Origin of the sequence: Paracoccus methylarcula (assembly GCF_003007735.2) — a bacterium.
Lineage (GTDB): Bacteria > Pseudomonadota > Alphaproteobacteria > Rhodobacterales > Rhodobacteraceae > Paracoccus > Paracoccus methylarcula.
This window is the reverse complement of the sequence record NZ_PXNQ02000005.1, coordinates 225,558-243,092: the sequence shown is the minus strand read 5'-3', so window position 1 is coordinate 243,092 and position 17,535 is coordinate 225,558. Positions and strand designations below refer to the sequence as shown.

Genomic DNA, 17,535 nt, shown 5'->3' with positions numbered 1-17,535 from the left:
CTGGCCTGCAATCGATTGCAAATAATTTCTTCGCGTCCTTGCGGGCCGCATTCCGGCGGCATAGGATTCCACGATGAACAAGAGCTTGTCTTCACCCGGCCGGGCGCGGCTTTCGGATGTGGCAAAACTGGCGGGCGTTTCGACCTCGACCGTCAGCCGGGTGCTGTCGCATCCCGATGTCGTGGCCGAATCGACCCGCAATGCCGTGGCCGAGGCGCTTGCGGCAACCGGCTACCGAATGAACCACGCGGCCCGAAACCTGCGCAAGCAGCGCACCGGCTGCGTGGTGGCGCTGGTTCCCAATCTGGGCAATCCGTTCTTCGCCAAGATCCTTGACGGGATGGGCAGGGAACTGGCCCGGGCGGGCTATGACCTGCTGGTGGCCGATACGCTGGACGAAGCGGGCAGGCACACCACCCTGAGTCGCTTCATGGATGTATCGCGCGCCGACGGGATCGTCCTGCTGGACGGCATGGTTCCGATGGATCGCATCGGCGAACGGCCCAACCTGCCCCCCTTGATTACCGCCTGCGAATGGGTCGAGGAAATCCACCTGCCGCGGGTGATGCTGGACAATCGTGCGGGCGCACGTCTGGCCATCGGCCACCTGCGCGAACTGGGCCACCGGCATATCGGCGTGATCGGCGGACCGACACGGAACGTCCTGCACAAGTCCCGCCTCGCCGGTGTGCATGATGCCGCAGGCGAGGCTCGCCTGACCCTGTTCGACGGCGATTTCACATTGCAGGCCGGAAGAAAGGCGGCGGAATACTGGGAACGGCTTTCACCCGAAGAACGACCAAGCGCCATATTCGCCTTTTCCGACGAGATGGCCTGCGCCTTCATGGCCAGCCTGCAGCGCCGCGACATCATCGCGCCGCGCGACATATCGATTGTCGGTTTCGACGATATCGAACTGGTTTCGCATCTGGCGCCTGCCCTGACGACGATCCGCCAGCCCAAGCGCGAGCTCGGCCGTCAGGCCGCCCGCACGATCCTCCAGCGCATCGCGGGGGCAGAAGTGGACCCCGTGACGCTCCTGGAACCGCAACTGATGCTGCGCGAGACGACCGCGCCCTTCACGCTTGCCCGGATCGCGGGCTGATCCGGGCAAACCGGGTCACCGGTCCACCGCAGCCGCCTTGACAATCAGCGCCAGCGGGACACGCAGGGGATCTTGGTCCGGTCGCAACGATCCGCATATTTCCGCGCGATCTCGCTCACCTCTTCCATGATTCCTGCCTGCAGCCTGATCGGCTCCAGCCCCATGCCGATGAAGCGGTCATTGATGACATGCAGGTCGTTCTCGGAGGCCTCGTTGCGCGGATTGTCCAGATAGGCGATCTCGACCCCGGTCTGCTCGTGGATCATCTGCGCAAGATCGCGAACCCGGTGCGTCTCGGTCATCTGGTTGAGGATATTCACCCGCTCTCCCTTTTGCGGCGGGTTCAGCAGCGCAAGCTCGATGCAGCGGCAGGTGTCCTGGATATGGATGAAGGCGCGGGTCTGTCCGCCGGTGCCGTGAACGGTCATCGGATACTCGACCGCAGCTTGCATGATGAAACGGTTCAGAACCGTACCGTAATCGCCATCATAGTCAAAGCGGTTGATAAGCCGCTCGTCCAGCTTGGTGTCCTCTGTCTGGGTGCCCCAGACGATCCCCTGATGCAGATCGGTGATCTTGACCCCGTCATTCTTGTTGTAGAAGCCGAAGAACAGCTGATCCTGGCTTTTCGTCATGTGATAGATCGAGCCGGGATTGGTGGGATAGAGGATCTCCTGCTCGGCATCGCCGCTTGGTGTCTCCACCTTGACCTTGAGATAACCCTCGGGGATCTTCATCCCGGCGGTGCCGTATCCATAGACCCCCATCGTGCCCAGATGCACGAGATGGATATCCTGCTTCGATTCGACGATCGCGGCCAGCACGTCATTGGTGGCGTTGAGATTGTTATTGACCGTGTAGCGCTTGTGATAGCTGGATTTCATCGAATAGGGCGCGGCGCGTTGTTCGGCGAAATGGATCACGGCATCCGGCTGCTCTTCCCTGAACAGGGTCAGAAGCCGGTGATAATGCTCTCCGACCGTGAAATTACAGAACCGGATCTCGTTGCCGGTCAGTTCCTTCCACACGCGCAACCGCTCGCCGATGGGCCGGATCGGGGTCAGGCTTTCGACCTCGAGTTCAAGGTCGATGGCCCGGCGGCTGAGGTTATCGACGATGATCACCTCGTGACCGCGACGCGACAGATGGAGAGCAGTAGGCCAGCCACAGAATCCGTCGCCGCCGAGAATGACTATCTTCATGTCCTGGACTTCCCACATTAGCCGTCCGATTTGCGGCTCTGTATCTCCCATTCTCGTCACGAGATAAAGCCGGAATGCCCAAGATTATTTGTTGCTTTTCCGTCCGGCGCGGCATGGCGGCATGATCCTGCCCGCAGCTCCTCGACCTGTGCGCCAGCCTCCGGTCTCGGCCATCCGCAAGCGTGTCATTCGACAATGTCTCCCTTCAGGAACGCCCGCGCCTGTGAGGTGGCGGGCCCTTCGAAGAATTCCGGGGCCTCGCCCTTTTCATGAACCTTGCCCCGCAGCAGGAACAGGACCTGATCGGCCAGGCGCCGTGCCTGCCCCATGTCATGGGTTGACATAATCAACCGGGTTCCCTGTGCCTTGGCCGCGCGCAGGATTTCCTCGATCTCCCTAGTCGCCCGCCCATCAAGCGACGAACAGGGTTCATCGAGGAATACGAGCCTCGGATCGGTGATCAGTGCCCGGGCCAGGGCCAGTTTCTGCTGCTCGCCCCCCGAAAGGATCGAGGCCTGCCGGTCGAGCATCCCGTCCAGGCCGACCTTTTCTGCCCACTGCCCTGCCCGTGCCCTGGCATCGCGGCGGGATGTGCCACGGATCACCAGCGGATAGATCAGGTTATGCTCGACCGTGCGCCGCAGCATGATCGGGCGCTGGAAGACGAAAGCCTGCTGCCGCCGCGCCTCCTGGATCGGACAGGCCCATGTGATCGCCCCTCCGGTCAGCCGCGCCGCGCCGTGCAACATGCGCAGAAACGAGGTCTTCCCCGAGCCGTTGGGCCCGATGACGACACAGGTTCCCCGCCCCGCCAGCGTCAGGTCGATCGGGCGACGAGCACGATTCCGCGGCGCGACGTCCGGGCGCCGGTCATCGTCACCGGAAAGAGATCGTTCACCATCCCGCCTCCCGCTCGGTCCCGCTCAGCCAATGGATCGCGATATTGACCGAGATGGCCAGCGCGATCAGCACGAAGCCAAGCGCCAATGCCAGGGCGAATTCCCCCTTGCCGGTTTCAAGCGCGATGGCGGTGGTCAGGACGCGGGTGACATTGTCGATATTGCCGCCCACGATCATGATGGCGCCGACTTCGCCGATTGCCCGTCCGAAACCGGCAAGAGCGGCGGTTAGCAGACCTCGGCGTGAGTCCCATAGCAGGGTCCGGATTTTCTGCGCCTGCGTGACATTCATCGAGATCAGCAGGTCATGATAATCCTGCCACAATTCCCGGATCGACTGATGCGCTATGCTGGCGATCAGGGGCACGACGATGATGACCTGCGCGATGATCATAGCCGTCGGCGTGAACAGCAGGCCAAACACCCCAAGAGGCCCCGAGCGCGACAGGAACACATAGACGATCAGCCCTACCACGACCGGGGGCAGGCCCATCATCGCGTTCAGAAGTGCCACGACATTGCGGCGCCAGCGAAAACGATAGACGGCAAGGTAGGCGGCCAGGGGCATGGCCACGAGCGCGGCGACAAGCACCGCGCTGACAGTCACCTGCAAAGATCGCAACGATATCTCGATCAGCTCGGCATCCAGCGTGACAACCAGCCAGAAAGCCTGCGCGAGACCGTCCCAAAGATCGACCATGCGCCGATCGCCCTCCCGAATTTGCGCTCAAGCTGCAGGATCGCGGCGGGATTTCCAACCCCCGTTGCGACAGATATCGCCTTGCTTGTCGTTGATCAGTCCATGTTTCTGGCAGCTTCGGCAGCCGTGGTGAAATTCCGCATCATCATGCAGGCAAGATCGTCCCCGATACCCAGCTTCCCGATGGCCCTTGCCATGCACCGCAGCCAGAGATCGCGCATCTCCGGGCCAATAGGCACATGCTCGTGGATCTGTGCAAGCCGCGAATGTCCATGCTTCATGACGTAGTATTGAGGTCCTCCAAAGAAGCCGCAAAGATAATTGAACTGCTCCTCCCTGGACTGGGCTATCCCGGCCCCCCGAAGATGGAGAAGATGTAGCTCTCTGGCCTCTGGATCCTGTTCGGCGATATCGTAGAATTCCTTGACCAGGGCGCGAATCCCGTCATCTCCTCCCAGCTGCTGATAAAGCGATTGCCTGCTCTGTGCGGCAAGATACATGTCCCCCTCCCTGGAAATTTCACCTCGGGTCCATCACGACGACATTGTTTCCTTAAAGAGAATAATTATTCCTGTAAAGAAACTACATTTGCGTTGCGCTCACCTCTCCGGCACCGCCTACATGAAATAATATTTTTATTATTCAATTATTTAAATTAACAAGACTTCAAATCGACCAGCAAGCGAGAGATGCGATTCCGCCCGATCCGTTGCGATCGCTCCCCTTCCAGTAAATTGATGCACAGGAAGTAATTTTTCTCCCTTGTAAATTTTTTCTTGCTCCCGGGTGCCTCGATGGTGTTTCATGGCCAGCACAGATTCCCTGCGCCGGGACATAAATTCCGCGGAATGACAGGGGTCGCCTTTCCGGCGGTCTTCCGTGGAGCATCAACATAGGGAGGAGCGCTATGTCTGATCTCAACCGACGGATCATGGCCATGCATCGCCGTGATATCATCGTGGCATGGGCTTTCGTTGTCGGATTATGGTTCTCGATCATCTTCGTCGCCATCGCAACCTGGTCACTCGCGCCCAGCGGCATCGCACGCATCGTCCTGCTGATCGGAGGAGCCGTCGTGCTGCTGTTCAACACCGCCGCGATCCTGGCAATGCTGCGCCATTACCGCGAGGATCGCGATTTCATGTATGGGCTGGACATCAAGTTCCTGGATGCCGCCCGCGCCAAGCGGAAGGGAGCGTGAGATGTCACGATACACACCTCCGCCGCAAGGCAAGCTTGGACAGATCTTCGATGTTCTGGTGCTTCTGATCCTGACCGTGGGCGCGCTTTACATCCCGCTATGGTTGGGATTGGCGGGCAGCGACCAGATCCATGAGGCGGTCGATGCCCCCAGTTGGGAAAGCCTGCAGCAAAACGCCGCGATGATCGAGCAATGGGGCAAGCTGGGCTTCGCCGATGCCGAAGCGGCCGCGCCGCTGATCACTGCCAGGTTCGACTATTCCTTCAGCATCCCGGCCCTGATCGCCGTGATCGTCACGGTGGTCGGCTATTACATCATGATGCTGAAACTGTCGGAAAAGGAATATCGCGAGGTCATCGCGGAAAAGTTCGGCAAGGAATAGGGAGAAGGCAATGCTTATCTGGAATCTCGCGGAATATGTCGCCTGGGCACTCTCTGCCGTGCTTGGCATCCATATCGTTATCGACTGGCTTCGAACCGACAGCCGCTACAGCGAGGAACAGCTCACCTCCTCGCATGAGGGGCAGATCGAAGCGATGACCGAACAGCACGAGCTTTGAGGAACAATCATATGTCGGATACAGTCAGCAATACTCCCGGCATCGCCGGCGAGGCCGAAAGCACGGCCGTGCAAAATGGGGGGCTTCTCAGGGTCCTGGGGCCGGCGCATATCTGGGCGCTCGGCGTCGGGATCGTGCTTGTCGGCGAATATATGGGATGGAACTTCGCGGTCGGCAAAGGCGGCGCCTATGCGGCCCTGATCGCCTGCTGGTTCGCAGGCATCCTTTACAGTTGTGTCGCCATGCTCGACAGCGAGGTCACATCGACCGTCGCCGCCGCGGGCGGGCAATATACGCAGGCCAAGCATATCATCGGGCCGCTGATGGCCTTCAATGTCGGACTTTACCTCGTTTTCGCCTATACGATGCTGGAGGCCGCCAACGCGATCACCGTCGGCTTTCTTGTCGAAACCGTGGCGGGAATGAGCGGTCACGAGGGGCTCGATCCGCGGCCTTTCATCGTCCTCTCGATCATGTTCCTGGCATGGCTCAATTATCGCGGCGTGTTGGCGACGCTGACATTCAGCCTGGTGATCACCGCCATTGCCTTCTCGGCGATCCTGATCCTGTTCCTGGCCACATCGCCCGTCTTCGGCGAGAGCCCGCTGAGACATGTCGAGTTGATGACCGACCTTCCCTATGGCTGGCTGGGCGTCCTAGCGGCGATGCATTTCGGGCTATGGTATTACCTGGGTATCGAGGGCACCTGCCAGGCCGCCGAAGAGGTCCGCTCGCCCGCCCGGTCGCTGCCCTTCGGGACGCTTGCGGGCGTCATGACGCTGGCCATCGCGGCGACCCTGACATGGTATGTCTGCGTCGGGCTGATGCCGTGGGAATATCTCGGGCAATCGGGTGTGCCGCTGTTCGATGCCGCCAGGCTGTCGGGCTCGACCTCATTGGCGGTGCTGCTGGGCATCGGGACGCTGTTCGCCACGCTGGCCTCGGCCAATGGCTGCATCAATGACGCCTCGCGGGCATGGTTCGCGATGGGCCGCGACCACTACCTGCCCTCGTGGTTCGGCGCGGTGCATCCGGCTTACCGGACACCCTATCGCTCGATCATCTTCCTCGTGCCCATCGCGCTGATCTTCGCGCTTGGCGCGCCGCTGGACCAGGTGATCACCTTCTCGATCCTGTCGGGGCTGCTGGGATATACCTTCATGCCGTTGAACATGATGTTGTTCCGCCGCAAATGGCCGCTGGATTCGATCAAGCGCGGCTACGAGCATCCGTTCCACCCGATCCCGGCGATCACGCTTCTGTGCCTGTGCGGGATCACCTATTTCGCGGTCTTCCTCGGATACGGGACGCAACTGGTGGCGATGATCGCCTTCTATATCGTCGTGTCGCTGTGGTTCCATTTCTGGCGCTACCGCTTCGTATACCGGGCAGCCCAGTTTACCATGCCCTGGCCGAAGCCCAAGGGCTATTGAAACCCCGCCGGCCGCTTGCCGCGAGGCAGGCGGCCAGCCCCTTCCAGAGGTCTCATCCATGTCGGAAACCGCATTGACTCCGCTGCTGGTTCTGGCGGGCACGGGCCTCGCCCTGCTCTTATACCGGACCATCCGCGCGGCACATGCGCGACGCCTGTCGCGGCTCGCCTATTTCGACCGATGCAAACCATTGCTGACGGCGACCCGTTTCGGCAAGGGCGCGACCGGCTTTCCGCGCCTGTCGGGGCTCTGCAAGGGAAGCGAATGCGATCTGCAGGTCGTTCCCGACACGCTGACCTTCCGCAAGCTGCCCGCCCTGTGGGTGCTGATCTCCCTGCCCTGCCCGCTGCCGGTCCGGGCGACGCTTGACCTGATGATCCGGCCGACGGGTGTCGAGTCCCTCTCGGGGTTCCACCGCCTGCCCGAACAGATCGCCCTTCCCGGCGGTTGTCCCGAGGATTGCGCCATCCGGACGGATCAGCCCCGGCATCTGCTGCCGGAACATGTCCTGCGCCCGCATCTGTCGCTATTCGACGATCCCCGGATCAAGGAACTGGTGATCTCGCCCAAGGGCCTGCGGATCGTGTTCCTGGCCGAAGAGGCGAACCGCTCGCGCTATCTGCTGTTCCGCGACGCCGAAATGGGCCGGACAGCGATTTCACCGGACCGGATCCTGCCGGTGCTGGACCGGCTGTTGGCGATCAAGGCCGATATCGAGCGCCACAGCCGCCATGCCACGAGAGAAGCCGCATGAAACGCCTTTCCGATCACCCCCCGAACCCCTATCTCGTCCTTGCCTCGGCCATCATCCTGCCTGGAACCGGACAGGTCCTGAACCGGCAGCCCTTTCGCGGATTGCTGTTCCTGTTCTTCATGTTCCTGCTCGGAGGCTATACGCTCAAGACCGCCGCGCCGGATGTCTCGCTTCTGGGAAAATTCGCCGGGGGCGTCTTTGTCTATGCAATGGCGATATTCGACGCCTACCGCCATGCCCGCATCCGCCATGCGGTCTGGCGGTACAGGAACGGCTAGGCCACGGGAGTGCATGACATGACGATCGATCCTCTGCATACACCGCTTTGCGATCTGCTCGGCTGCGAAGTGCCGATCCTGCTGGCGGGGATGGGAGGGGTTGCGCGATGGGAACTGGCCGCCGCGGTCGCCGGGGCCGGAGGTTATGCAACGCTCGGCATGGTCCGCGAAGACCCGGCGCTGATCACTTCAGAGGTCACCGCCCTGCGTGCCGCCACCGACCGCCCCTTTGCGGTCAACCTGATCCCCGCCGCAACCGATCCGGCTTTGCTGGATGCCCAGATCAAGTGCTGCCTCGATCTGGAGATCCGCGCCTTCTCCTTTTTCTGGGATGTCATGCCCGATGTCATCGCCCGTGTGAAACGGGCCGGATGCCTGGTGCTGCACCAGGTCGGCACGACGGAGGCCGCATCAAGGGCCGAGCAGGCCGGGGTGGATGTCCTGGTCGCGCAGGGCGTCGAAGCCGGAGGCCATGTCCATGGCCGGACTGCCGGATTGGAACTGGCCCAATCCATCCGCGACATCAGCAAGCTGCCCGTTGCCATTGCGGGCGGCATATCCACCGGCCGGGATCTTGCCGCCGCGCTTCGTGCCGGGCTGGACGGGGTGCAATGCGGCACTGCCTTTCTGGCCACCGATGAATCCTTCGCCCATGATTATCACAAGACCCACGTGACGGCGGCGACTGGCACCGACACGGTCCTGACCGATGCCTTCGTGCTGAACTGGCCCAAGGGGGCCGCCGTGCGGGTGATCGGCAACAGCGTGACCGAGGCGCTGGAGGGTCGCTATTTCGGCCATGACCCCGCCACCCTGCCCCGTGAAACCATTGCATGGGACGAAGACCAGCCCCGGTTGCGTTTCAGCACCGATTCCCCGTTGCGCACAACGACCGGGGACCTGGAAGCCATGGCTCTCTTTGCCGGTGAGGGAGCGGGCGGGATCAACGAGATCACGCCCGCAGGATCGCGCCTTCGCGAGATGGCCGAGACGGCGCGGCACATCCTGACGCGGGAAGATCAGAGCCCCGGATAGACGGGAAAGCGTTCGCAAAGCGCGGCGACCTTGGCCTTCACCCCTGCCTCGACCTCGCCATTGCCGTCCTCGCCATTGGCTACCAAGCCATCCACCACCTCGATGATCCAATCCGCGATCTGGCGGAACTCGGTCTCTCCGAAGCCCCGGGTCGTGCCTGCCGGGCTGCCAAGACGGATGCCGCTGGTTACGGTGGGCTTTTCCGGATCGAAGGGCACGCCATTCTTGTTGCAGGTGATATGGGCGCGGCCCAACGCCGCCTCGGTCGCCTTGCCGGTCACGCCCTTGGGCCGCAGATCCACAAGCACCACATGCGTATCGGTGCCATGCGTCACCGTGTCCAGCCCACCCTTGATCAGCTGATCGCTCAGGGCCTGGGCATTGATAACCACCTGGCGGATATAGGTCTTGAAGCCGGGTTGCAGTGCTTCGCCGAATGCCACCGCCTTGGCGGCGATCACATGCATCAGCGGCCCGCCCTGCAGGCCGGGGAAAATCGCCGAGTTCACCTTTTTCGCGATGCTCTCGTCATTCGTCAGGATCATTCCGCCGCGCGGGCCACGCAGGGTCTTGTGCGTGGTGGTGGTGGCGACATGCGCATGCGGGAAGGGGCTGGGATGTTCGCCCGCCGCCACGAGACCTGCAAAATGCGCCATGTCCACATGCAGATAGGCATCGACCATATCGGCGATCTGCCGCATGCGGGCGAAATCGATCTGACGCGGAATGGCGCTGCCCCCGGCGATGATCAGCTTTGGCTGATGCTCTTTCGCCAGCGCCTCGACCTGATCGTAATCGATCATGTTGTCCTGCTTGCGCACGCCGTATTGCACCGCGTTGAACCATTTCCCCGACTGGTTCGGAGCGGCTCCGTGGGTCAGGTGCCCCCCCGCATCAAGGCTCATCCCCATGATCGTGTCACCGGGTTTGCACAGGGCCAGAAAGACACCCTGATTGGCCTGACTACCTGAATTCGGCTGAACATTGGCGAAATCGCAGCCGAACAATTGCTTTGCGCGGTCGATGGCGAGGTTTTCGGCGATATCCACGAATTGGCAGCCGCCATAATAGCGCCGGCCCGGATAGCCTTCGGCATATTTGTTGGTAAGCACCGTGCCTTGCGCCTGCATCACCGCGCGGCTGACGATATTCTCGGACGCGATCAGCTCGATCTCGTCGCGCTGGCGGCCCAGCTCTTTCTCGATCGCCTCGAAAATCTGCGGGTCGCCCGTGGCAAGATCCTCGGTGAAAAAGCCGGAGATCATCTGTTGTTCGTTCATGTCGTTCCTCCTGTTATATCTATCCGGTCCAGCCGAGCGCCGCCGAAATGCTGTTCATCGACTGCATCAGTGGCACCGATACGCCGCGTTCCGAATTGCCGCGAATGTCACGCAACAGCTCGATCTGAAGGTCGTGAACCCGGTCCAGATCGTGCCGGACCCGGCCGAAACGGGCGGACATGTTGGGAAAACGCGCCCCGATTTCCGCGCCATCGTTCAGAAACGAGATCGCCTCGCAGCTTTGCTCGTATTCCTGCCGGATCCGCCCGAAGATCTCGCTGCGGATCACGTGGTTCGAAACCAGCGCCGCGTATTTTTCGGCAATGCGCATATCCGCCTGGAACAGCGACTTCTCGACCTCGTCCACGATCAGCCGGAACAGGCGGGACTCGCTGAACATCCTGCGCAACAATTCGTCGCCCTCGTCCCGCCGGAACCGGCGGAACGAGCTCACGGCCGAGCCGAAGCCATACCAGCCGGTGAGCAGGTGGCGGTTCTGCGACCAGGCGAAGACCCAGGGGATCGCACGCAGATCGTCAAGACTCTGCGCTCCGAACCTCCGCGCCGGGCGCGAGCCCATCTTGAGCATCGCCAGTTCTTCGACCGGGCTGGCCTGCTGGAAATAATCGATGAAACCGGGCTCGTGCAGAAGCGTGCTGTAGGCGGTCTGCGACATGCCCGACAGGGCCTCGAAACTGTCATTGAATTCGGGGCGCGCAGGCTCCGGCCTTGAGTTCAGCGAATGCGCAAGCACCGACGAGGCCAGCAATTCCAACTGGTGCTGCGCGGTGCCGCGATTGGCGAATTTCGAAGATACGACCTCGCCCTGTTCGGTCGTGCGCAACTGCCCGTTAATGGTGCCCCGGGGTTGCGCGGCAATCGCACGCTCCGTCGGAGCGCCGCCTCGGCTGACCGATCCGCCGCGGCCATGGAAAAACACCGGAACAAGATCATGCGCCGCCAGGATACGGGTAATGCTGCGCTGCGCCTTTTCCAGTTCCCAGCTCGAACAGAGGAAACCGCCATCCTTGTTGCTGTCGGAATAGCCCAGCATGATCTCGATCCGGCGGTTTCCGGCGGTCAGGCTGCGCCGTGCCAAGGGCACCCGCAACAGCTTGTCCAGAATCTGCGGTGCGGCACGCAGATCATCGATGGTCTCGAAAAGCGGCACCACCTGCAAATCCAGCCGCTCTGCCCCGAAGCCAGCATAGCGGGCCAGCAGGAACACCCCCAGAAGATCGTCGCAGGACCGGGTCATCGACAGGATGAATGGACCCATGGCCTGTGGATCCGGACCGAGCCGGGTCTTGTGCATCAGTTCAAGCAGGTCAAGCAATTCCCGGGCCTGATCGCTCAACCGGCCACGGTCGATCCAAGGCAATCCAGCCGCCACCAGTTCGGCGCGCAGACGCCCGGACCATTCTGCCGTCCCATAATCGGGCGCGGCCCCGCCCAGACCCCAGATTTCCGACAGGACCCGGGTCGTGACCGACGAATTCTGCCTGACATCCAGCGTAACGGTCCGAAAGCCGAAAACTTCGGCTTGCCAGCGGATCGGACAAAGAAAACGCGCGGCCAGCCCGTCGGCATCAATCGCCGTCAGAGCCGCCTCGACCATGCGAAGTTCGGAAATGAACTCGCCCACATGCGTATAGGCGGGTCCATCGCCTTCAAGCATGGCATTGACGCGCCTGTGCATCGCGCTCATCGCCTGTCGGAACAGCTCCCCCGGGTTGCGGTGCCGATCCCTCTCTCCCGGCGGCGCATTGCCGATGACCGCCGCCAGGTTTTCCCGGGCATCGTCGGGCAGGCCGGAAATCGAACTGCTGATGCTCAGATGCTGTGCCGCAAGGGCAAGCACGGACAGGTATTTTTCAAGAATAGCCGTCCTGTTCCTGTCCAGAGCGGCCCGGGTCGTGTCTACCGTCACATTGGGATTGCCGTCGCGATCGCCGCCGATCCACGAATGGAAATGCAGGCAAGGCTTGAAATCCCCCGGACAGCCGAAACGTTGCGTCACCGCATCACTGAATTGCCGGTACAGATTGGGCACCGCATCGAACAGGCCGTCGCGGAAGAATTGCAGCCCCCAGTCTATTTCATCCAGCGGCGAAGGCCGCTTCAGGCGCAACTCGCCGGTCAGCCATAGCAGATCGATTTCGTTCTCGATGTCGGACAACAGCTCGGCCCGTTCCCGGGGCGTCCAGCGCTGCGTCTCCAACGCCACCAGGGTCCGATAGATGCGCCGATGGATTTCAAGGACCGTGACCCGCTTTGCCTCGGTCGGATGGGCGGTCAGGGTGGGGCCGACCGACAGCTTGTCGGCCACCCGCCGGAATGCGCTCAGCGAGATCTCGGGGCTGCCCTGCAACACCCTGGCAAAGCTGCCTCCGATCGCCGCAGGGCCCTGCCCGGTCTCGGTCATGCGCCGCTTGCGCATCCCGGCATTCTCCTCGACGATCTTCAGAAGCTGGAACCAGATGTTCAGCCCCTGAAGATAGGCCGTGAGATCGGCATCCTCGGGCAGATCCTCGCGGTCTCCGGACAATAGTGGCAGGATGGCGGGCGCACGCCGGCCGATGACATTCAGCCAGAGCCTGCGCAACTCCAGACGCAGCCCGCCCGCATAGGAACGGTCCGCCCCATCCGGTTGCCCGGCTGCGACATATGAGGCGTCCCCCTGCATCAGTTCACCCTGTCACGAGGTTCGCGGCCATCGAAGAAGTCGCGCAGATTGTCGAGAACCCGGAAACCCATCGCCTCGCGCGCCTCGCGGGTGGCGCTGCCCAGATGCGGCAGCATCACCAGGTTGTCACTGTTCTGCAGAGCCGGGTTGATGTTCGGCTCTCCGTCGAACACGTCCAGCGCGGCGCCGCCGATGGTCTCGAACCACAGTGCCTGCGACAGGGCCATCTCGTCGATGACCTCGCCACGGGCAGTGTTGATCAGGAAGGCATCGGACCGCATCAGGTTCAGGCGCCTGGAATCGATCAGGTGCCGGTTTTCCGCCCCGCCCGGACAATGCAGCGAGATGAAATCGCAAAGCGGCATCAACTCGTCGATGCTGTCCACCTGCGTGGCGTCGCATTGCGCAAGGATGTCGGGGGCTACCTTGCTGCGGTTATAGGCGATGATCTTCATGCCAAAGCCGTGATGCGCCCGCTTTGCCATCTGTTGCCCGATCCGGCCAAAGCCGATGATGCCCAGGGTCTTGCCCGACACCTTGGTGCCAACCAGATGCGTCGGCCGCCATCCCGTCCATTCGCCCGCACGCAATTCACGCTCGCCCTCTCCGGCACGGCGGGCCGCCATCAGCATGAGCGTCATGGCCAGATCGGCGGTGCATTCGCTCAGCACATCCGGCGTGTTGGTCACCACCATGCCGTGCCGCCCCACCCGATCCAGGTCGATATGGCTGTATCCGACCCCGTAATTGGCAAGGATCCGGGTCTGGGGCTTGGCTAGTTCCAGCGCCGGGGCGCCGATCTTGTCGGTCACCGTGGGCAGCACCGCGTCATAGTTCTGCAGTGCCGACTTGAAGTCTTCCGGCGTCAGGGGCTTGTCCGACATGTTGAGATCGGTGTCGAACAGGTCCGATAGCTGCGCCTCGACGGCCGCAGGCCAGCGCCGGGTGACGAGAACCTTGGGTTTTGCCATTCGCCCCTCCTATTGCATGATTCTGGCGATGGTTTCGCCGATCACGGCCGGATTTTCTGCAACGGTGACACCCGCCGCGCTCAGGATCTCGACCTTCTCGCTGGCGCTTTCGCCGAAGGCCGAGATGATCGCGCCCGCATGGCCCATGGTCCGACCCTTGGGCGCGGTCAGGCCCGCGACATAGGCGACCACCGGCTTGCTGACGTGATCGCGGATATATTCGGCGGCCTCGGCCTCTTGCGGGCCACCGATTTCCCCGATCATGCAGATCAGATGCGTCTCGTCGTCATCCTCGAAATGCTGCAGGATATCCTTGAAGGAGGACCCGTTGATCGGATCGCCGCCGATGCCGACGCTGGTGGACACACCGATGCCGCGTTCCTTCAACTGCGCCGCCGCCTCGTAGCCCAGGGTCCCCGACCGGCCGATGATGCCGACATTGCCCTGCAGATAGATATGACCGGGCATGATCCCCAACAGCGCCTTGCCGGGACTGATGGTGCCTGCGCAATTCGGGCCGGTCAGAACCATGCGCCGCTCCTTGGGATAGCGGTACATGTAGCGCTTGACGCGGATCATGTCCTGCGCGGGAATGCCGTCGGTGATGCAGACGCAGTAGCGGATCCCCGCATCGGCAGCTTCCATGATCCCGTCGGCGGCAGCGGGAGGCGGCACGAAGACCAGCGTGGCCTCGGCCCCGGTCTCGGCCACGGCTTCCTTGACCGTGTTGAACACAGGCACGCCCTCGACCATCTCGCCGCCCTTGCCCGGCACGACGCCGCCCACGACGTTCGAGCCGTATTCGATCATTTCGCGCGCATGGAACCGAGCCATCTTGCCGGTGATGCCCTGAACGATGATCTTGGTATCGCGATCCAGAAAAATGCTCATTGGACGGCCCTCAGGTTGGGATTGTTCTTCATGTCGCTCTGCCAGGCCGCGACGGCCCGCTCGGCAGCTTCGTTGAGTGTGGTTGCGCGGATCAGGGGAAGCCCGCTTTGCGCAAGTATCTTCTGCCCTTCCTCGACATTGGTGCCCGCAAGGCGGACGATCACGGGCACATCCACCGGGTTTTCGCGCAGCGCCTGCACGACACCCTCGGCGACCCAGTCACAGCGGTTGATCCCGGCGAAGATATTGACGAGGATCGCCTGCACATTCTTGTCCGACATGACCAGCCGGAACGCCTTGGCGACCCGCTCGGGCGTCGCGCCGCCGCCGATATCCAGGAAATTCGCCGGTTCACCGCCAGCCAGCTTGATCGTGTCCATCGTCGCCATCGCCAGACCGGCACCGTTGACGATACAGCCGATATTGCCGTCCAGCCCGACATAGGACAGACCACGGTCGGCGGCGCGGGATTCGCGCGGGTCCTCTTGCGACTTGTCACGCAGTTCCGAGATCTGCGGATGCCGGAACAGGGCGTTGTCGTCGAAGGTCATCTTGGCATCCAGGGCGAGGATGCGGTTATCGCCGGTGATCACCAGCGGATTGACCTCGACCATGGTGGCGTCGAGTTCGCGGAAGGCGCGATAGCAGCCGCGCAGCGTGCGCACCATCTGCTGGACCATGCCCGCCTCGATCCCCAGGGCAAAGGCGATCTCGCGGCATTGGAACTCTTGCAGGCCGACGGCGGGTTCCACCGTGGCGCGGACGATACTGTCGGGACGTTCGGCCGAGATATCCTCGATCTCCATCCCGCCCTCGCCGCTGGCGACGATCATCACCCGCTGGCTGGCGCGGTCCAGGACGAAGCCCAGATAGATCTCGCGCTCGATCGGCACCGCCGCCTCGACATAGACGCGGTAGATGCCCTTGCCCTCGGGGCCGGTCTGATGCGTGACCAGCTTCTGGCCGAACATGCCTTCGGTCGCGGCCTGGATCTCGGCGTCGCTGTCACAGACCTTGACGCCCCCGGCCTTGCCCCTGCCTCCGGCATGGACCTGCGCCTTGACCACCCAACGGCTGCCGCCCATCTCGCGGGCACGGTAGGCGGCCTGTTCGGGGCTGTAGGCCAATGCGCCCTGTGGAACGGCCACACCGAAATTGCTGAGAATTTCCTTGGCCTGGTATTCATGGATATCCATCTTTGCTCCTCCCTTGAGCGCCGTTACTGGGCGACCATCGCGGTCTCGAAATGCCGGTCCAGCCGGGCGGTGATCTCATTCATGTCGATATCCGCCCCCATCGCGTTCATCGCCGCCCCGAAGCGAGTGACGATATCGGCAATCGCCGCCTGATTGAGCAGGTTGAGAATGCCGATCCGGACCTGAACCGGCTCGGACAGCGTGGGCCAGATGCCGAAACCGGCGGCACGGCATGATTGCACCAGTTCCATCTCGCGACCGGCCAGCTTGTCGGGCAGGTTGAGAACGACCAGCGAGGTCATGTTCGACGTCACCTTGCAGCCCATTGCCGTGACGGCATCGCGTAGCGCGGCCTCGTGGAACTCATAATCCTTGGCACGCCGGGCAACGGTATCCTGCAACAGGATACGCAGCGCCTCGTGGAAGGCGGCGACCGCATAGGCGCTGTGGGTGCGGTGGTAGCTACCCTTATCGACATCCTTGCCGTCAATGATGCCCCAATGCCGAGCCTCCATGATCGGGTGATGCACGAAGGTCCGGGTCCCGCTGGCACGGAGCGTCTCGATATATCGGTCGGTGAAGGATACCGGCGCATATGTCAGCGGCAGGCAGCAGATGCCCTTTTGCGGGCAAGAGGCCCAGCCATGCACGCCCGGGAAGTCGTCGATCCGGAAATCCTCGACCCCGAGCGATGACACCGCGTCGATCAGCCCCATGACCCCGTGCCGTTCGCAGGCATCGGAAAAGCCCCGAAGATCGTTGATCCGGCCCGAGCCGGTTTCCCAATGCGCCATCGCGGCCCATTTCGGCTTATGCCTGGCCAGCGCCGCCTCAACGATCTCGCCGGTGACGGATTCGCCATGCGGCACATCGATGATCGTCACCGAGGCCGGTTTCGGGTCCAGCGAATTGGCAGCCAGTTCCTCGGCTGTGGCGGCCTTCATGCGAACCGTCAGACCGTCGATGCCCGAAAAGGTGCCATTGGTGAACACCACCACCTTGTCGCCGGGCATTACCGCGCTGAACATGACGTCAAGACCGCTCCACCCCGTTCCGGCCACGCCGAAGGTATGAATATTGCTGGTTCCCATGATCTCGCGTAACATGAGCTTGGCTTCGATCATGCCGCGCAGGACATCTGCCTGCATGTGATCCGCGACACCGGCGCTGGCAAAGCGCTGCAGGACTCGTGGATCGGTGTTGCCCGGACCGGGGCCAGCCGCGATCGTCTCGGGAATCTCAAGCTGCGGGAAGATCGTGATGTCGGCCATCGGCTTATTTCCTCCAGATACAATTTGCTTAACCCGAGGGGACGGGATCTCGACAACTTCCGCAACGTAAGTT

At 62.3% G+C, this 17,535-nt stretch carries 17 protein-coding genes and 1 pseudogene; 8 read left to right on the top strand and 10 right to left on the bottom strand.

The genetic code is table 11. The annotated features are described in order from the left end of the window. The first annotated feature begins 73 nt into the window (after positions 1 to 73). On the top strand, positions 74 to 1,105 hold the full coding sequence (locus A7A09_RS10105; RefSeq protein ID WP_106691274.1) for a LacI family DNA-binding transcriptional regulator: 1,032 nt from the start codon (positions 74 to 76) through the stop codon (positions 1,103 to 1,105). Positions 1,106 to 1,149: 44 nt separating this feature from the next. Here A7A09_RS10105 and A7A09_RS10100 read toward each other — a convergent pair whose 3' ends face one another. The 4 genes and pseudogenes from A7A09_RS10100 to A7A09_RS10085 all read right to left on the bottom strand — a co-directional run bounded on the left by A7A09_RS10100 (position 1,150) and on the right by A7A09_RS10085 (position 4,406). After that, complete coding sequence (locus A7A09_RS10100; RefSeq protein ID WP_106691349.1) at positions 1,150 to 2,307, bottom strand: NAD-dependent epimerase/dehydratase family protein; 1,158 nt, start codon at positions 2,305 to 2,307, stop codon at positions 1,150 to 1,152. Between the two features lie 185 nt (positions 2,308 to 2,492). Beyond that, a pseudogene (locus tag A7A09_RS10095) lies at positions 2,493 to 3,208 on the bottom strand (ATP-binding cassette domain-containing protein). After that, entirely contained in the window at positions 3,202 to 3,906 is a 705-nt protein-coding gene (locus tag A7A09_RS10090; RefSeq protein WP_106691273.1) for an ABC transporter permease, read from the bottom strand. Before A7A09_RS10090 ends, A7A09_RS10095 begins: the two are co-directional and overlap by 7 nt. A 95-nt stretch (positions 3,907 to 4,001) precedes the next feature. Further along, on the bottom strand, positions 4,002 to 4,406 hold the full coding sequence (locus A7A09_RS10085) for a group II truncated hemoglobin (RefSeq protein WP_106691272.1): 405 nt from the start codon (positions 4,404 to 4,406) through the stop codon (positions 4,002 to 4,004). A 407-nt stretch (positions 4,407 to 4,813) separates the two neighbouring features. Between A7A09_RS10085 and A7A09_RS10080 the strand changes: the two genes are divergently transcribed. From A7A09_RS10080 to A7A09_RS10055, 7 genes are read left to right on the top strand one after another with little or no spacing between them, the layout of a single operon-like run. Further along, the gene (locus tag A7A09_RS10080) at positions 4,814 to 5,107 is read left to right on the top strand and encodes a hypothetical protein (RefSeq protein WP_245999261.1); all 294 of its coding nucleotides are present in this window, start codon (positions 4,814 to 4,816) and stop codon (positions 5,105 to 5,107) included. Position 5,108: 1 nt separating this feature from the next. After that, on the top strand, positions 5,109 to 5,489 hold the full coding sequence (locus A7A09_RS10075; RefSeq protein ID WP_106691271.1) for a hypothetical protein: 381 nt from the start codon (positions 5,109 to 5,111) through the stop codon (positions 5,487 to 5,489). 10 nt (positions 5,490 to 5,499) lie between these two features. Further along, positions 5,500 to 5,667: a hypothetical protein gene (locus A7A09_RS20785; protein ID WP_170167057.1), complete on the top strand. Its 168-nt coding sequence runs from the start codon at positions 5,500 to 5,502 to the stop codon at positions 5,665 to 5,667. An 11-nt stretch (positions 5,668 to 5,678) separates the two neighbouring features. Further along, on the top strand, positions 5,679 to 7,100 hold the full coding sequence (locus A7A09_RS10070) for an APC family permease (RefSeq protein WP_106691270.1): 1,422 nt from the start codon (positions 5,679 to 5,681) through the stop codon (positions 7,098 to 7,100). Positions 7,101 to 7,158: 58 nt separating this feature from the next. Beyond that, entirely contained in the window at positions 7,159 to 7,854 is a 696-nt protein-coding gene (locus A7A09_RS10065; protein ID WP_106691269.1) for a hypothetical protein, read from the top strand. After that, entirely contained in the window at positions 7,851 to 8,132 is a 282-nt protein-coding gene (locus A7A09_RS10060; RefSeq protein WP_106691268.1) for a hypothetical protein, read from the top strand. The genes A7A09_RS10065 and A7A09_RS10060 overlap by 4 nt, the downstream gene beginning before the upstream one ends. An 18-nt stretch (positions 8,133 to 8,150) precedes the next feature. Beyond that, positions 8,151 to 9,167, top strand: a complete 1,017-nt coding sequence (locus A7A09_RS10055; protein ID WP_106691267.1) for an NAD(P)H-dependent flavin oxidoreductase — start codon at positions 8,151 to 8,153, stop codon at positions 9,165 to 9,167. On the opposite strand, the gene glyA is transcribed toward A7A09_RS10055, so the two are convergent. The 6 genes from glyA to A7A09_RS10025 are packed head-to-tail and all read right to left on the bottom strand — an operon-like array spanning position 9,152 to position 17,462. Continuing rightward, complete coding sequence (gene glyA, locus A7A09_RS10050; protein ID WP_106691266.1) at positions 9,152 to 10,447, bottom strand: serine hydroxymethyltransferase; 1,296 nt, start codon at positions 10,445 to 10,447, stop codon at positions 9,152 to 9,154. The genes A7A09_RS10055 and glyA overlap by 16 nt on opposite strands. A 19-nt stretch (positions 10,448 to 10,466) precedes the next feature. Beyond that, positions 10,467 to 13,133 carry a phosphoenolpyruvate carboxylase gene (locus tag A7A09_RS10045; RefSeq protein ID WP_106691265.1) on the bottom strand — a complete coding sequence of 889 codons (2,667 nt, stop codon included), beginning with the start codon at positions 13,131 to 13,133 and terminating at the stop codon, positions 10,467 to 10,469. Further along, positions 13,133 to 14,104 (bottom strand): 2-hydroxyacid dehydrogenase, encoded by a 972-nt coding sequence (locus tag A7A09_RS10040; RefSeq protein WP_106691264.1) that lies wholly within the window; start codon positions 14,102 to 14,104, stop codon positions 13,133 to 13,135. Before A7A09_RS10040 ends, A7A09_RS10045 begins: the two co-directional genes overlap by 1 nt. 9 nt (positions 14,105 to 14,113) lie before the next feature. Beyond that, positions 14,114 to 14,995 carry a succinate--CoA ligase subunit alpha gene (sucD, locus tag A7A09_RS10035; RefSeq protein ID WP_106691263.1) on the bottom strand — a complete coding sequence of 294 codons (882 nt, stop codon included), beginning with the start codon at positions 14,993 to 14,995 and terminating at the stop codon, positions 14,114 to 14,116. After that, positions 14,992 to 16,191 (bottom strand): malate--CoA ligase subunit beta, encoded by a 1,200-nt coding sequence (locus A7A09_RS10030; RefSeq protein WP_106691262.1) that lies wholly within the window; start codon positions 16,189 to 16,191, stop codon positions 14,992 to 14,994. Before A7A09_RS10030 ends, sucD begins: the two co-directional genes overlap by 4 nt. Positions 16,192 to 16,214: 23 nt before the next feature. After that, positions 16,215 to 17,462: a pyridoxal-phosphate-dependent aminotransferase family protein gene (locus tag A7A09_RS10025; protein WP_170167071.1), complete on the bottom strand. Its 1,248-nt coding sequence runs from the start codon at positions 17,460 to 17,462 to the stop codon at positions 16,215 to 16,217. Between the last annotated feature and the right edge of the window lie 73 nt (positions 17,463 to 17,535).

Bases quoted from the DNA above. Each gene is read 5' to 3' on its own strand.
- A7A09_RS10055 (WP_106691267.1), top strand. From the start codon at position 8,151: ATGACGATCGATCCTCTGCATACACCGCTTTGCGATCTGCTCGGCTGC.
- A7A09_RS10030 (WP_106691262.1), bottom strand. From the start codon at position 16,191: ATGGATATCCATGAATACCAGGCCAAGGAAATTCTCAGCAATTTCGGT.
- A7A09_RS10045 (WP_106691265.1), bottom strand. From the start codon at position 13,133: ATGCAGGGGGACGCCTCATATGTCGCAGCCGGGCAACCGGATGGGGCG.
- A7A09_RS10080 (WP_245999261.1), top strand. From the start codon at position 4,814: ATGTCTGATCTCAACCGACGGATCATGGCCATGCATCGCCGTGATATC.
- A7A09_RS10085 (WP_106691272.1), bottom strand. From the start codon at position 4,406: ATGTATCTTGCCGCACAGAGCAGGCAATCGCTTTATCAGCAGCTGGGA.
- glyA (WP_106691266.1), bottom strand. From the start codon at position 10,447: ATGAACGAACAACAGATGATCTCCGGCTTTTTCACCGAGGATCTTGCC.
- A7A09_RS10040 (WP_106691264.1), bottom strand. From the start codon at position 14,104: ATGGCAAAACCCAAGGTTCTCGTCACCCGGCGCTGGCCTGCGGCCGTC.
- A7A09_RS10070 (WP_106691270.1), top strand. From the start codon at position 5,679: ATGTCGGATACAGTCAGCAATACTCCCGGCATCGCCGGCGAGGCCGAA.
- A7A09_RS10065 (WP_106691269.1), top strand. From the start codon at position 7,159: ATGTCGGAAACCGCATTGACTCCGCTGCTGGTTCTGGCGGGCACGGGC.
- A7A09_RS10075 (WP_106691271.1), top strand. From the start codon at position 5,109: ATGTCACGATACACACCTCCGCCGCAAGGCAAGCTTGGACAGATCTTC.
- A7A09_RS10025 (WP_170167071.1), bottom strand. From the start codon at position 17,462: ATGGCCGACATCACGATCTTCCCGCAGCTTGAGATTCCCGAGACGATC.
- sucD (WP_106691263.1), bottom strand. From the start codon at position 14,995: ATGAGCATTTTTCTGGATCGCGATACCAAGATCATCGTTCAGGGCATC.
- A7A09_RS10100 (WP_106691349.1), bottom strand. From the start codon at position 2,307: ATGAAGATAGTCATTCTCGGCGGCGACGGATTCTGTGGCTGGCCTACT.
- A7A09_RS10060 (WP_106691268.1), top strand. From the start codon at position 7,851: ATGAAACGCCTTTCCGATCACCCCCCGAACCCCTATCTCGTCCTTGCC.
- A7A09_RS10090 (WP_106691273.1), bottom strand. From the start codon at position 3,906: ATGGTCGATCTTTGGGACGGTCTCGCGCAGGCTTTCTGGCTGGTTGTC.
- A7A09_RS10105 (WP_106691274.1), top strand. From the start codon at position 74: ATGAACAAGAGCTTGTCTTCACCCGGCCGGGCGCGGCTTTCGGATGTG.
- A7A09_RS20785 (WP_170167057.1), top strand. From the start codon at position 5,500: ATGCTTATCTGGAATCTCGCGGAATATGTCGCCTGGGCACTCTCTGCC.